At 68.2% G+C, this 13,606-nt stretch carries 14 protein-coding genes and 1 tRNA gene; 9 read left to right on the top strand and 6 right to left on the bottom strand.

Going from position 1 to position 13,606, the window contains the following annotated elements; all coding sequences use genetic code 11:
• Position 1: 1 nt before the first annotated feature.
• The gene (locus tag P9841_RS12580; RefSeq protein WP_283319012.1) at positions 2 to 1,078 is read right to left on the bottom strand and encodes a hypothetical protein; all 1,077 of its coding nucleotides are present in this window, start codon (positions 1,076 to 1,078) and stop codon (positions 2 to 4) included.
• Between the two features lie 268 nt (positions 1,079 to 1,346).
• Here P9841_RS12580 and P9841_RS12585 point away from each other — a divergent pair.
• Positions 1,347 to 1,419: transfer RNA gene (locus P9841_RS12585), tRNA-Arg, on the top strand.
• On the opposite strand, the gene P9841_RS19175 is transcribed toward P9841_RS12585, so the two are convergent.
• Positions 1,378 to 1,719, bottom strand: coding sequence for a helix-turn-helix domain-containing protein (locus P9841_RS19175; RefSeq protein ID WP_502848909.1), 342 nt, complete (start codon positions 1,717 to 1,719; stop codon positions 1,378 to 1,380). The genes P9841_RS12585 and P9841_RS19175 overlap by 42 nt on opposite strands.
• Before the next feature lie 158 nt (positions 1,720 to 1,877).
• On the opposite strand from P9841_RS19175, the gene P9841_RS12590 reads away from it, so the two are divergent.
• From P9841_RS12590 to P9841_RS12605, 4 genes are all read left to right on the top strand, one after another.
• Complete coding sequence (locus P9841_RS12590; RefSeq protein WP_283319013.1) at positions 1,878 to 2,798, top strand: helix-turn-helix domain-containing protein; 921 nt, start codon at positions 1,878 to 1,880, stop codon at positions 2,796 to 2,798.
• 54 nt (positions 2,799 to 2,852) lie between these two features.
• On the top strand, positions 2,853 to 3,224 hold the full coding sequence (locus P9841_RS12595) for a hypothetical protein (protein WP_283319014.1): 372 nt from the start codon (positions 2,853 to 2,855) through the stop codon (positions 3,222 to 3,224).
• A gap of 199 nt (positions 3,225 to 3,423) precedes the next feature.
• Entirely contained in the window at positions 3,424 to 4,203 is a 780-nt protein-coding gene (locus tag P9841_RS12600; RefSeq protein ID WP_283319015.1) for a ParA family protein, read from the top strand.
• Positions 4,200 to 4,502, top strand: a complete 303-nt coding sequence (locus P9841_RS12605) for a hypothetical protein (protein WP_283319016.1) — start codon at positions 4,200 to 4,202, stop codon at positions 4,500 to 4,502. The genes P9841_RS12600 and P9841_RS12605 overlap by 4 nt, the downstream gene beginning before the upstream one ends.
• Before the next feature lie 379 nt (positions 4,503 to 4,881).
• Here the strand turns inward: P9841_RS12605 and P9841_RS12610 are convergent, their stop codons facing one another.
• Complete coding sequence (locus P9841_RS12610) at positions 4,882 to 5,136, bottom strand: hypothetical protein (RefSeq protein WP_283319017.1); 255 nt, start codon at positions 5,134 to 5,136, stop codon at positions 4,882 to 4,884.
• 107 nt (positions 5,137 to 5,243) lie between these two features.
• Between P9841_RS12610 and P9841_RS12615 the strand changes: the two genes are divergently transcribed.
• Positions 5,244 to 5,567, top strand: coding sequence for a hypothetical protein (locus P9841_RS12615; protein ID WP_283319018.1), 324 nt, complete (start codon positions 5,244 to 5,246; stop codon positions 5,565 to 5,567).
• On the opposite strand, the gene P9841_RS12620 is transcribed toward P9841_RS12615, so the two are convergent.
• Positions 5,503 to 5,850 (bottom strand): hypothetical protein, encoded by a 348-nt coding sequence (locus P9841_RS12620; protein WP_283319019.1) that lies wholly within the window; start codon positions 5,848 to 5,850, stop codon positions 5,503 to 5,505. The genes P9841_RS12615 and P9841_RS12620 overlap by 65 nt on opposite strands.
• A 712-nt stretch (positions 5,851 to 6,562) precedes the next feature.
• Positions 6,563 to 8,278, bottom strand: coding sequence for an ATP-dependent nuclease (locus tag P9841_RS12625; RefSeq protein ID WP_283319020.1), 1,716 nt, complete (start codon positions 8,276 to 8,278; stop codon positions 6,563 to 6,565).
• A 1,331-nt stretch (positions 8,279 to 9,609) separates the two neighbouring features.
• Between P9841_RS12625 and P9841_RS12630 the strand changes: the two genes are divergently transcribed.
• The 3 genes from P9841_RS12630 to P9841_RS12640 are packed head-to-tail and all read left to right on the top strand — an operon-like array spanning position 9,610 to position 11,995.
• Complete coding sequence (locus P9841_RS12630) at positions 9,610 to 10,557, top strand: hypothetical protein (RefSeq protein WP_283319021.1); 948 nt, start codon at positions 9,610 to 9,612, stop codon at positions 10,555 to 10,557.
• The gene (locus P9841_RS12635) at positions 10,535 to 11,350 is read left to right on the top strand and encodes an HIRAN domain-containing protein (RefSeq protein WP_283319022.1); all 816 of its coding nucleotides are present in this window, start codon (positions 10,535 to 10,537) and stop codon (positions 11,348 to 11,350) included. Before P9841_RS12630 ends, P9841_RS12635 begins: the two co-directional genes overlap by 23 nt.
• 6 nt (positions 11,351 to 11,356) lie before the next feature.
• On the top strand, positions 11,357 to 11,995 hold the full coding sequence (locus tag P9841_RS12640) for a ribonuclease D (RefSeq protein ID WP_283319023.1): 639 nt from the start codon (positions 11,357 to 11,359) through the stop codon (positions 11,993 to 11,995).
• A gap of 320 nt (positions 11,996 to 12,315) precedes the next feature.
• On the opposite strand, the gene P9841_RS19180 is transcribed toward P9841_RS12640, so the two are convergent.
• On the bottom strand, positions 12,316 to 12,573 hold the full coding sequence (locus tag P9841_RS19180) for a helix-turn-helix domain-containing protein (RefSeq protein ID WP_502848911.1): 258 nt from the start codon (positions 12,571 to 12,573) through the stop codon (positions 12,316 to 12,318).
• Between the last annotated feature and the right edge of the window lie 1,033 nt (positions 12,574 to 13,606).

A 13,606-nucleotide genomic window follows, 5' to 3' on the forward strand; every position in this document is an offset into this window, starting at 1 on the left:
GTCAGGCGTCCCGGGCCGCGGTCGCGGCCTCGGCCCACGCCTCGAGCTCGTCCGCGTGCTCGTCGACGAACTGCTGCTGGAGGTCGTGGTCGATCTTCATCGCCTCCTCCTGGAAGTTCGTCTTGTCCTGGCAGTCGAAGTCGGCGACCGCCATGGCGATCTCCTTCTCCGTGAACGCCTTCACCGCGGCCTCGTCGGGCTCCGGCGCGGGCGGGCCGTCCGGGTCCGCCTCCCAGTCCCAGGACTCCACCTGCTCCTGGTACTCCGGGTCCTCCCAGCCCTGCAGCTCGTTCCACTCGTCGTACAGCGGCTGCTGCGACTCGTAGGCGTTCGTCATGCCGTCGTAGCCGGCGTCCGCCATGCACGAGCCCCACTTGGCGTGCAGGTCCGCCATCCGCGGGTCCGCCTGCACCGACTCGTAGAACGTCCCGATCTCGTCCTCGATCGCGCTGAACTCGTCCAGCTCGACGCCGCCCTCGTACACCTCGTGCTGCGCGGCGCCGTAGCACCCGCCCTGCGTCCAGTCGTACTCCTGCGGCTCCTCGCCCTCCACGTAGTCCTGCGGCGGGCCCCACAGCGCCTCGTTGTACGCCTCGGCCTCCGACTCCGACATCGACTCGACGTACTCCTGGTTCGGGTCGACGTACTCCGCGCCGTCCTCGACCGGGACGTCCTCGTTGCCCCACGGGTCGGTGCTGATGCCGTAGCCGTACTGCTCCGCGAACTCGCGCGTACCCCACTCGACGTCCAGGTCGTCGCCGGTGTAGACGGTGCCCGTGTTGCCGACGTTCGGCTGGTAGTCGAAGCCCTGCTCCTGCATGCAGGACGCCACGAGCTCCTCGACGCGGCGGTTCTGCTTGTCGGACTCCGCCTGCAGCTCCTCCTGGCTCTGCTCGTCGGCGTCCAGCGAGTAGCCGTAGATGCGCGACTGGTACTCGTCCAGCGGCCCCGCCTCCCACTCGAAGGCCGACGACCCGCCGCCCTTGCCGCCGTTGCCGCCGCCGGAGCAGCCCGCCAGCAGCAGAGCCGCGGCGCTCACGGTCACGAGCGCGAGGCGCGTGCGAGTCGGTCGGGTCATCGTGTCCCCCTGGTGTCGGAGCGGTGACCGGAGCCGGCCGGGGCCAGGCGTCCAGTGGCCGCGGCGTACGCCTGCCACGACCTGCACGGACACCATAGGCGGCACTCAGGTGGCGGCGGGCGCGTTCCGGGTGTTGAATCTGCGCCCGCTGTGTGACCGGGCGGTGGGGGTGGGACCGCCGTCGCCGGGGTGGCCGGCGGTGGGGTCCGGGCGCCGGTTTGGGCCAGGGGCGGGGGACCTGTATCCTCGTCTGCGGCCCTCGGGCCAGGCGCCCGTAGCTCAATGGATAGAGCATCTGACTACGGATCAGAAGGTTGGGGGTTCGAGTCCCTCCGGGCGCACAGCACGTCATCAGCAGTCGAACCCCCGTCCGGGTCCACCGGGCGGGGGTTCTCTGCTTCCCCGGTCGCGAGCCAGACGTAGGGCACGCCGGTGCGGAGCGCCCACTGCTTCACGAACGCGGCGCGAGGCGGGGTGCCTCGGTCGGCCATCCATCGGCTGAGGCTGTTGCGAGCCATACCAAGCTCGTCGGCCATCTCCTGGACCGAGATCCCGGCCTGGCGCAGCGACATCTGGAGGCGCCACCCGAGGGTGAGGGGCGGAATGCTGCCCGTCTGTGCGGGCACGTGCTCCATGCTCATGCACCGATGATCCCCGACGTGCCCTCGGTCCGTCAAGGTGCGCGACGCGCCCACTGCGGTGTGGACATCGATGGTGCAATGTGCAACGGTGGGGTGGTGATCATCTATCTGGCCGCCAAAGCACCGGATGTTCGGGCACAGGGGCCGTGTGGTGCGTCATGACCATCCTCACGATGGTGTGGGCGCTGAAGAAGGCACCTGTGCCCCCCAACGACCCGGTCGCGCACCTCGTGCTTATCGCCTACGCCGACCACGCCAACGACGATGGCACCGCCGCCTGGCCCTCGGTCGCCACCGTCGCCAGCTACGCGCGCTGCACCCCCCGCACCGTGCACACCAAGCTCCGGCTGCTCCTCGAGCACGGACTCATGCGACCGGGCGACCAGCAGCTCGTCGACCACCTGCCGGCGAACCGCCGTCCCGTCGTCTACGACCTCGTCATGAACCCCGACGACACCCCCGGCTGTGCCGCGAGCGACCCGCTCGGCAACGAAACCGCAGGTCAGGCTGGGGTGAAATTCCTTCACCCCAAGACCGGCCCCGTCGAGGCCGTTGCTGTGGATAACTCGGGCTCTGGGGTGAACCCTGCTTCACCCCAGAAGACCGAACCTGTGGATAACCCTAGCCCTGGGGTGAACGCCGCTTCACCCCAGCCTGTGGAAAAGCCCGATCCTGGGGTGAAGCACGTTTCACCTCAGGCGCCGGCCTGGGGTGAACGACAGCGCACGTCTGGGGTGAAGCTGTCTTCAGACAAACCACCCCTAGAACCACCCAAGAAGAACCAGGGGTCACCCCCGTCGGGAACCTCACCAGCGGTTATCCACAACCAGCCGCCCCCGAGGGCCCGGCTCGATCGCTGCGCAGAGCACCAGCGCGTCGCCATCCCGCCGCCGTGCGCCAAGTGCGGCGACGCCCGACGAGCTCACGACGCCCTCGCCGCTCTCGAACCGCAGACGTGCCCGCACGGCGAGCCCCGGGGTCAGCACCGATGCGCCTTGTGCCGGCGCGGCCTCCTGCCCGGAGTCGCCGCCTGGGACGTCCAATCTCAACCGATTAGCCCCACCCGACGGACCGCCTGAGCCGCCACATCCACCAACACGCCGAACCCGCCGGCTCGACCATGGAGAACGACCATGAGCAGCGCCACCGACCTCCTCACGGCCCTCGACGTCGCCCAAGCCATCACCCACGCCGCACGTGACGCCGCCGCGCCGATCGTCTCGATCACGATCTGCGACAAGTACGGCCCGGCCGACCTCGCCGACCTCGTGGACGCGCACGTCGAGCCGATGTTCCGACCTGGCAATGCCCTGCTGCCCTCCGTCGTCGCGATCCAGCTGGCGAGGACCCACGACACCTCGCTCGACGAGGGCGCCGCGACGGCAGCGAGCGTCGCCGCCGCCCGCGCGTTCCTCGCCGCGATCGCACTCGACGCCGCAGAGCCCGTCATCAGAGGCGAGTACGTCTGGACCGTGCACGACGGCGTCCCGGTGTTCCTGTTCTAGATCCGGCGGTCAATCCGTCAAGACGTAAAGACATCCGCCAGGCCGCGCTGATGTCCCTCCATCCGGCCATCCCAATGCTGCCGACGCAGCCGAATGAGTAGGTGGACAGATGACCGCCCGTCCATTCATCACCCCGGACAGCCGTACACCCGGACGCCCGACCATCCATATTTCCGTCAAGACAGAAAGAAGCACCGAAATGACACCCACGATCACCGCCGTTGGCAACCAGAAGGGCGGTGTCGGCAAGACCGCCACCACACTCGGCATCGCCGACGCCCTCGCAGCCGCCGACCAGCGCGTTCTGGTCCTCGACCTCGACCCGCAGGCCAACCTCACCCTCACGCTCGAAGCCGCGGGGGAATATGACATGTTCGACGTCCTGAGCGCCAGTGAGCCCGGCACCCTGGGTCAGGCCATCGTCCCGACGTCCTGGACGGGCATCGACGCGGTCCCCGGCAGCACCCAGCTCGCACGGATCGAAGCGGAGTCGATGATCGCCCCCGAGTTGCGCCTCAAGACTGCTGCATGGGGCGCGGCTGAGCTCGAGGGCTACGACCACGTCCTCATCGACACCCCGCCCGCCCTCGGCCGCCTCACCCTCAACGCCCTGATCTACGCCCACCAGGTCATCGTCGTCACCGAAGCCGAGTCGTTCTCCGTCGCAGCCGTCGGCCAGTACCTGCAGACCGTCCAGGCCGTCCGGAAGAACCCCCAGCTCAACCCCGGGCTCCGACTCGCAGGCATCCTCATCAACCAGGTCAGCAACCCCAGGACGAACGAGCACAGCCGACGCATCACCGAACTGCACGACGCCTTCGGTACCGCGGTACGAGCACCGCTGCTCCCACACCGCGCGGCCGTCACCGACTCGAACAGCACCCACACACCCATCACCGGCCTGAAGGGTGCCGGAGCGGCCGTCATGCGTCTGCTCTACAGCGAGCACGCACGCTGGATCCGTGAGGAGGCGGCGTGAACGGGGAGCAGCAGGGCCGTCGGGGCGTCCTGACCAAAGCAGCAAAGGCAGGCGACCTCGTCGCCGAGCTCACCGCAACGCGCACGCCGACAAGCCCGGAACCGGTCTCCTCACCGGTCGCGCCCCGTCGCGGGCCGGGCCGGCCGCGCGGACGACGCCGCATGGAACCGTTCTCGTCAAAGCTCGAGATCACCCTGCGCGACGACGTGGACCGCTACCTTTCCGAGCACGACGAGACCATGGTTGACCTCATCGACCGGGCGCTGCGTTCCGCGATCAGCCGGCCCCCGACTCCATAGTGCATCTGCCCCCGCCGACCGGCTCGGCGTAACCGGCGCTGCAGACCTCCGCCCGCAGCCGTGCTGCACCGAGCGGTGGGAGTCGACGCGGGGGGCGGCACTGGCGGCGGCCATCCTGAGACCGCCGTGCGGGTCGGCTGCCGGACACGAATCGCACGGCGCGAGGCGACCGTCAGGCCGCGCGCACGGCGTACGTCAGTCCAGCAGCACGAGCCTCGGGGCTCCGCACGTCTGTACCGAGCATCGACGGACCCCGCGGCTCGTGCGACCACCGGAACGGCGTTCTCGCGCGTAAGCGGCCGCGTTGACGCGTGACTCCGGTGTGGCCGCTCTGCCCACGTCGCCGGAGCTCGGGAAGTGACGGCGGGGTAGCCATCGCTCACGGTCGCCTCGTCACGGCCGAGGCCCAGACCCACACCCAGCCCTCGCGGCCGTGATCGTCGAGGTAGTGCACATGCACGACCCGCGGCGTCCAAGCCACGGCCTCACCGTCGACCTCGACGTCCCTGCCCCGGCCGTCGACGATCCACGCCCGCACCCGCGGCGCCTGATCGGGTCGCGTGACCCGGTCGCCGGCGATCGCCCCCGCCGGCACCTGCCGCGCCATGTCCCGCATCGGGACCCGGTCCACCATGGAGCAAGAATCGAACACCTGTTCGACTCCCGCCAAACGTGCTGTCAGGGGGTGCACGAGGGGGTGAATCCCCGCCCTCTGGCACGCCGGCGCCGTAGCCTCGCTAGATGATCGTGGACGAGGTCGCCACCCTCAAGCTCTCGGAGGTCGCCCGCCGGTGCGGCGTCCAGGCGGACATCCTGCGCCGGCTCGCCGAGGACGACCTTCTACCCGGCGCCGTGCGCGCGCCCACCGGCCACGTGTACCTCCGCGAGGACTCCGTCCCGAGCTGGACGTTCATCGTCGAGCTGCTCGAGGCCAGGCTCCAAACGCACCTGCGGCGATCCGAGGCTGCCCTCGCGCGGGTCCAGGTCGAGATCGAGGCCCTCACGGCCGCCCCTCGGACCGGCGCCCAGGAGAGGGCCGCGGGTTCGCGTGCGGATCCTCGATGAGGGTCGGGGCCGGCCGGTCGTCCGGCCACGCGGTGCCGGCGGTGTGCGGGCGGCCGAGGAACTCGTCCTGCAAGGTGATGAAGTCCGGGCCATAGGGCCGCAGCGTCTCCGCGACCCGCTTGCGACGGCGCCTCGCGAGTACGAAGGTCACGATCCCCGCGGTCGGCAGCCCGATCGCCCACACGAGCGCGACCCACTGCTGCAGCTGCGAGGCGAACATGAACACCACCCACAGCCCGGCGATCACCGCCACAGCCGCCGCCCAGCCGATCCAGCGCTTCACCGTGCCCCCTTGGTCCAGGTCCGCGTTCATCCAGGCTAGCCCGCGCTCACCGTGCCCACCGGGGCGGTGCGGCCACGCTCGCACGCACACCCCGGCGACCCGTTCAGGCGCTGTGCCAGCTCACGGTGTTCGGGATGGCCAGGGCCATCGACTTGGCGCGGATCGCGGGGTTCGCCAGCACGTTGCCCCAGGACACCTGCAGGCCCGCGTTGCTCTTGCCACACAGACCGGCATACCCGGTCCGGGTAGACGATCGGCCCCAGCTTGAGCTCCGGGTCGATCCGGATGTCCGGGTCGTTCTGGACCACCTCGGGCAGGGCCTCGATGATCTCCAGCGGGAACGGCGCGCGGATCCGAGCCAGTCATCATGGCAACGCCATCGGCTCCCTCCTGACCGCGGACGGGGGCCACAGCTGCTAACACGCAGGGTGCGCAACCGGGCACGGACGCGACTCGGCCCGAGGCCGGTCGCCGCCTGGACCCGGCTCTCGCCTGCCCATCCCGCGACCCCTGATCCGCGGTAGGACGTGATTCGCATCCTCCCGGCGTCGCACGCAGCCGAGACGCAGGTTCACGTCCACTACGCGGAGCCCCTCAGAGAGAAGGGATTCGCCCCAGACCGGGGCTTCACCTAAGTCCGCTCCGGGACTGGCCGCAGCCTGATCCGGCCGCGGAACCGGACACGGCGGGTCGTCGATGCTCAGGTCTTGGATCATGAGTCAACAAAAGCCCGGGACGGAATCTCATTCACAATCGACTCGACTTGCTCGTCCAGCCAGCGGGTCAGTGACCGCAAGTGGTCGCCAGGGTCCTCCCCCTCCGCAACGCGCCTGGCGAGGGCGGACTTGAACTCTTCGAGTGCGGCCCGTTTGATTGTCAGTCGCGACTCGGGATCAGACGACTCCAGGCCGATTCGGGTCGAAGGAATCGTTGCCCTAATACTGTCGGAGGTAAGGTAGCGTTCGATTCCCACCCATGATTCGTCGAGGTCTGGGTTGACTAGAGAAGCATCGCAGATCAGCGCCCGGGAGTAAGGGTGGCCGCTGAGATGCTTGTCGTACTTGGTCACGTCCTTCGCCTCCCAATCCCGCAGGACGATGATTGGTGCAATCTCGGGACGAGATTCTACGACTGCCGAGTTCCATTGTATGTACGGGAGGACAGAGTCGCCGCCGACCTCGTCACCGAAAGCATCTTGAGGGGACAGTAGTCGCCAGCGCGGCCGCAATTCCAAGGACTCAATTGCGGCCTTTATGTAGATGGCATCGTAGCGCCCTTCGACGATCACGATCGGGCGATCGGTCGACGTAAACAGGGGGTGCCGAAATGATGTAATTTCACGCCTCGTTGCGTCGCGAAGCGCATCCTTTGCACTCGCCTTGGTAAGGCCGGTGTCGCCGTCGGGGCGCTTCGCTGCGGTCCACGCGTGGCGGGCAACCCGGACGAGCTCATCCTGGTGAGTCGTGACGAAGACCTGTCGTCGCGGGTCCCCGGCGTACTCAAAGAGGTCGGTGGAGAACTGTGCTCGCAGTCCGGCGTGAAGGAAGCTCTCGGGCTCCTCTATCGCCCAGACGCTGGCCTGCACCCAGCCAAAACCGCCAGACCTGCGGGTCCGGTCGGCTAGATCCAGGATATGGAGAAGCATAAAGGACTGGGCGCCGGAGCCCTCGTACTCGGGCGCTCGGGCTCTCCCGCTGGAAATTGCACTTACACCTACGTCGAATAGAAGGTCTGCGAAATCGTCTGGCAGAGTCGCCGAGATGGACGTGTCAGGGAGGCCGGCTTGTAGCCGCCTCGAGACGTCGCCAAACATTCGGTCGCCCAGACGCCCGAGTTCCGCGAGAACATCGTTGACGTTCGAGTCTTTGTACGCGACCGTCGACCTCAGGCGGGCGACGAGCGTGCTGCGTAGCGGCTCCAACTCCTGGCGAATCAGATCAGCGGGGCGCGTGTGGTTCGGGATGTACACGAACCGCACCGCTCGAATATAGGCCAGGATGGCCGACAGATCTTCTGGCTGCGCGTCGATCATGGACGTGAGGTCGGGGCCAAATTGGAATGATTCCTCATTGGCCTGGGTGTCGCGCGCCAAATTCCAGACTCGCTCAATGTAGACGACCGACTCTAGGCGGTGACGAGTCTCGAATTCTTTTTGGCGGGGCACCTTGAAATTGGGGCCAAGCGAGATTCCAACGGTAACCGCAACGCGCTTTTTCTTGCCCGAGGGGGCAAAGGAGCTGTAGTCTTCGCTGAAATCAAGCGGCTCCTCCGACTCGTCGACGAAGTTGTTGAAGAACAGGTTCAGGGCTCGCAGTACGTTGGATTTTCCTGCGCTGTTCAGGCCTACGATGGCGTTATAGTCGGCGAGTCCGGTCATGGCTAAAGTCCGGATGGAACGAAAATTCTCGATCCGAACGTATTCGATCACGGAATGCACAAGCGTCCTCCTCTGCGAGCAGTCGAATGCTAGCGCTGCCGTGGCGGTGTGCGTGTGAGTTGCGGCGCTGGGCCTTGGAGCTCCTGGTGGTGACGAGGGCCGCATGTCAGACGGCGGTGCCGGCGGGGCTCCTTCAAGGAAGCGTCGCTCCCGACGATCCCGGCGGAGCGGCCCGGTTCTCGGGGCGATCCGGGAGACTGACCAATCACGCATCACCCCTTGACCAAACGAGGGCCTGCCGATCGCCAAGGCACACCGGATCCGGGCGTTCAACGCCGTCCACAAGAGCCTCGACGGCAAGACGTGCGACCCACGACGGTGCTACAGGTTCAACGCCGACCCTTGCACCGTGCTGCGCGTGACGGCCCCACGAAGCTGGTCGGCCTGTTGAGTCCTCGTCCGCTGAGAGGCCCCAGGGCTCTGCCCGGCGCGGTGGACATTCGATGAGTTCGCCGGTGTGCTTCGCCGTCTGCATGCCCCCACCACGAGCACACCGAGCCCTACGTACAGCGGACGGAGACCAGCCCCCGCGCCGCGGCCGCCGCGATCGGTGAGGCGAAGCGCGAGGCCGCCGCCGACGCCCGGACGCCGCACCCGCCCGACGCCTTTCGGGCTGGCCACCGCCACCGGCGCCAAGCAGTGCGTCGTCGTGGTGTTCGAACTGTCCGCCAACACCCACGACGCCGCCCGGCGCCTAGCCCGATCCCCGGCGCAGCTCGGCGCCGAGCTCGGCGGCCGTCACGGCCCACCAGGGGTCGGTACCACCCCGCCCGAGGCGACGAGGACCGCCATGACCCGCAAGATCTCCACCACACTACGACCGCCGAGCGCCGCCGCGGGCGGGCCGCCGCCCTGCAGGCCAGCATCGTCGTGAAGGTCGACACCCTGAGGAACACCGAACAGTGGCGGGCGTTCCTCGACCTGACCCGCGGCTTCCACCGCTACCCTTCGGACCGGCGTCACGCGGCCATTTCAGCGCCGAGCAGATGAACCTGGGCGGTGGTCCGAGATGCGGTCGCAAACGGGGCGCACTAGAGACGCGCGCCGCCGGGCCGGGCGAACCCACGGGAGACGGCCGCTGGGTCTCGGCATCGACGAGCCCGCGACTCCGGCTTCAGGCGCTCCACGCCTGGCCGGAGTTAGCCGCCCCGCTCGAGCAGGCCGGGCGACCCGCGGCCGGTCCGCTTGAGCGCGGGCAAGCGCGGACCGACGCGCCGCCGATACCCGCCGCACGGGGGAACCTCCCACCCGGCATCCCCGCCGACCGTCTAGATTGCCGTCGAGCGTGCAGATCAGGGGCAGGGTCGAGCATCGGGAGCAGCGTGAACTTCGATTGGTGGGAGCGGGTCGACTGCTCCGGCTGGGACGTTCTCACCGACGAGACCCAGTCCTCGGAAGACGCCGTGTGGCTACGCGACCCAAACAGGATCCGCTGGCTCTACAAGGCCGCCGGCGTACAGGACGACGGCAGGCGCGACGGGGAGGACTGGGCGGAACTGATCGCCACGATGGTCTCCGCGGTGCTGGGCGTGCCATGTGCGGAAGTCCGGCTGTGCTGCGGCCCCCGAGGTGAGGGCTCGATCTCGCGGACCGTGATCCCCAAGCGGTACGACATCCGTGAGGGCCTGATCTGGGTGCCCGACCAGCTCGGCCTCGAGGAGTACCGCCCCAGGAGGTCGGGGGAGTCGGTGAAGCGCCCAGGGCACAGCCTGGAGAAGATCCGGGACTCGCTACGCGGCGTCTCCAAGCCGCCTGGTGCCGAGCACCTCGCGGGGCTCGACGGTTACGATACCTTCGCCGGATACCTGTGCTTGGACGCGCTCATCGCGAACCGAGACCGGCACGAGCAGAACTGGGCGGTGCTCGAACCGGCTCTTGCGGGCGATGAGCCCACGATGCTCGCGCCGTCCTTCGATCACGGTTCCGGCCTCGGCTACAACCTCACTGATGACGCCCGCCGTGCCAAGGCAGCCGACCCCGGAGCACTCGAGCGGTTCGCCGTGAAGGGTACGGCGCACCGGTTCGAGCACAGCAAGGACACAAAGCCGATCACGCTGGTCGCGGCCGCTGCCCACGGCCTGTCGCTCGCGACTCCCACTGCGCAGGCCTACTGGCGCGATCGGGTGATGGAGCTCGACCTGAGCGACGTGTGCGCAGCGGTGATGGATGCGGCCTGCGATGCGTTGTCGGACCCCGCCCGTACGATGGCTACGAAGTTGCTCGACATGAACCTGAGGAGGCTGCGCGATGAGCTCGATCACCGCATCTGAGGTGCTGACGCAGCCCGCCCGGACGCTGTCGCGTCGAGACCTGCTGGTGCTCTGGCAGAACCCCGAGAGCCGTGCAATCGACGCCGTCGGTCGGCTTTCTTTCGATGGTGATGTTTACAAGTTCTGCTACACCCGTCGGTCGGCTGAGGTGGTGGATTTCCGGCCGCTTCCCGGGTTGCGGGACACATCTCGCTTCTATCGCTCGGACTTTCTCTTTCCTCTATTCGCTCAGCGGGTAATGGATCCGTCGCGGCCTGGCTACGAGCGATACCTGTCCCGTCTGGGTCTGACCCCGAACGAATCGAGCCCTTGGGAGCAGATCGTTCGCTCCGGTGGTGTCCGAGAAGGTGACACTCTGCAGTTCCTACCTATGCCCTGCGTTGACGCTGGAGTCGCCACTGCGACCTTCCTCGCCCACGGGGTGCGCTGGGTTTCGCAAAAAGAACTTCACGTGGCTGCCGGGCCGATCACGGTAAGCGGGGCACAGCAGGAGTCCGCTCTTGCTGATCTGCAGGCTGGGTCGGTGCTCGGTCTGCTTCCGGAGCCAGGCAATCCCGCCTCCCCGGATGCTATCCTCATCACCGCGAACGACGTTCCAGTCGGATACGTACCGGAGGTGCTGACCGCCGCCGTCGGGCGCCTGGGCGACGCGGCTCACGTGCGAGTGCTTCGGGTAAACGGACCGGACGCGCCACCTCACCTGCGTCTGGTCGTGGCGCTCGAAGCGTCCGTTGACGACGAGTTCCGTTTCGATCCCGGCCACGCCTGGGACCCTGCTGTCACCGAGGGGTGACCCTGCGTGCCGCAGCCAACTGGAAACTCCAGCGTCATCTGCGCTGGCGACCTCTCGCTCGAACTAGCCGAGCTCCTCCTGAGCTCGCCCATCATCGCGGTCGACACCGAGACGTCCGGCCTCGACTGGGCCGACGACTCGCTGCAGTTGTGCCAGGTTCACTCGCTGCGGACAGGATCGATCCTGATCCGCCCCGGGGCCGAAGCTCCCCAGAACCTCATTCGCGTCCTTCGGGACGACCGTGTCACAAAGGTGTTCCACTTCGCACCGTTCGATCTGCGCTTTCTGTACAAGACATGGGGAGCGGTTGTCCGCAACGTGCGGTGCACGAAGACGGCGCACAAGTTGCTGTACCCGCAAGCGCCCCGCAAGGAGCACAGCCTTTCTTCTCTGGTCGAGCGATACCTCGATGTCGAAATGGAGAAGGGAGCCGTCCGAACGAGCGACTGGGGCGCGGAGCGGCTGAGCGAGGAGCAGGTGACGTACGCCGCACGCGACGTCGCGTACTTGATCCCGTTGCTGGCCGAACTCGAGGGTGAGCTCAGGCACGCAGGCATCGCCGATCTCTTCAGCGAGGTCTGCCGATACCTACCGACCGGCGTGAGGCTTGAGGTCGACCAGTTACCCAACCCGTTCGATTACTGAGTCCGCTATCGGCCGGCTCCGAGGTGTAAGCGACGGACCACGTCGCATTCTGGCAACCACGCGGGTCCCGTCATCAATCGAAGGCCGATCACCCGAACGCGCACCAGGACCTGGGCCCATTCGCGCGCGAGCGTGTCGAGAAACTCGTCTCCGGTCGCTCAGCGCATACCACCGACACCGGGATGGGCGGTCGACGTCGTGGTGCACGCCGCCGGCACGGGGTCGGTGGTTCAGTAGTGGGACAGCGGCCGCGATGCGCGACACCCCGCCCGCGACGGTCTGTGCGAGGTCCACCGGCGTGTCACCGCCGAGGCCCACACCTAGACGAACCCGGCGCGTCCGTAGTCGTCGAAGGCCGGTTCTCCGACTTGGAGACCTTGCGGGACCCCGCAGACGACCGCGGCCTCCAGGACCGTCCCGACCGCGGTACCCGGCACGCCCTTCTCAATGCGGGAGACAACCGCCGGCTGCACACCGAGACGCCCCGCAAGGTCAGTCGCGGTCCACCCGAGCTCACGCCGCGCGGCCGCGATCAGCGCACCCAGCGCCGCAAGAGCCTCCCGGATTGGGGGGCAGATACGTCCGCTCCCTCTTCACGACACGCTCCCTCGATAAACCGACGACAAAGACCTCTCCGCGCGGTTTATCGCCGAAGCAGCCGGGCGCGCCTCGAGCGCGCGGCCGCCCCCCTGGAGAAGCGCGGGGACCTTCTGCTCCAGCGGAGCAGCGCGATGCGGGATCTCGGGGGTGCGACGGCGCGTCCCGGGCGCTCTGGTCGACCTGATCGGGGGGTCACCCCGACCCGGGTTGCCCTACGCGCGCGAGTCCGCCAGCGGAGGCCACCTCTCGCCAAGGATCCCCTCACGTGCCAGGAGATCCGCGACCGCCACCGCGTCATCGCGATCCAGCGGCACCCGAAGCTCCGGGTCCCTCCACCGAGAGTCCAGAACCCCAGTCGTGCTCAGCAGCTCCACCACCTGCGCGTGTACGTCCATGGCAACTCACTCTGACCCACGACGCCGCCCACGCACCACCCCCGACCCGCGATCTGTGGACAACACCAACGACCCAAACCGGACGCGATCGTGACCACGCGCCCCGCCCACCGGCGGCGCTACGCGCCACAACTCTCCCGGTCGGCCGCTGGCCGCCCCGACGAGCCCATGCGGACGCGCTGACGCGCGAGGCGCCAACCCACCCGGTGCGCTGACCCGCGCCGACCCTCAGGGGCCGGCCGCGGGCCGGCCCCTGCCGGCGCCCCTGGGGGCGCCGGCCGCCCAGGCCGCGACCGTGCCCCGGACACGCCGGCGGCCGACCGCACCCGGGAGCGACGAGGGGGCCACCCTGCGGGTGGCCCCCTCGTCAACCACGAGCGGCCTAGGGCCGCTCAGCCCCTCCAGGTGACCATCGCGGTCATGCCCAGCTCCTCTCCTCGACCGTCCCACCGGCTCTACCGCTCCCAGGCGGGATGGCAGTACGATCGAGGCGCCTACCAAGCACTTCGAATCGCCACGACGGGTCCGATGAAAGCCCCGGATCCGCCGTGGCCTTCGTCGTTCACCGTAGAGGTCCGAGGCTGTTCTTGGCAACTGATCTGGGCGATTTCCTCCA

It is taken from the genome of Cellulomonas sp. ES6 (genome assembly GCF_030053835.1).
In the GTDB taxonomy this organism is placed as follows: Bacteria; Actinomycetota; Actinomycetes; order Actinomycetales; family Cellulomonadaceae; genus Cellulomonas.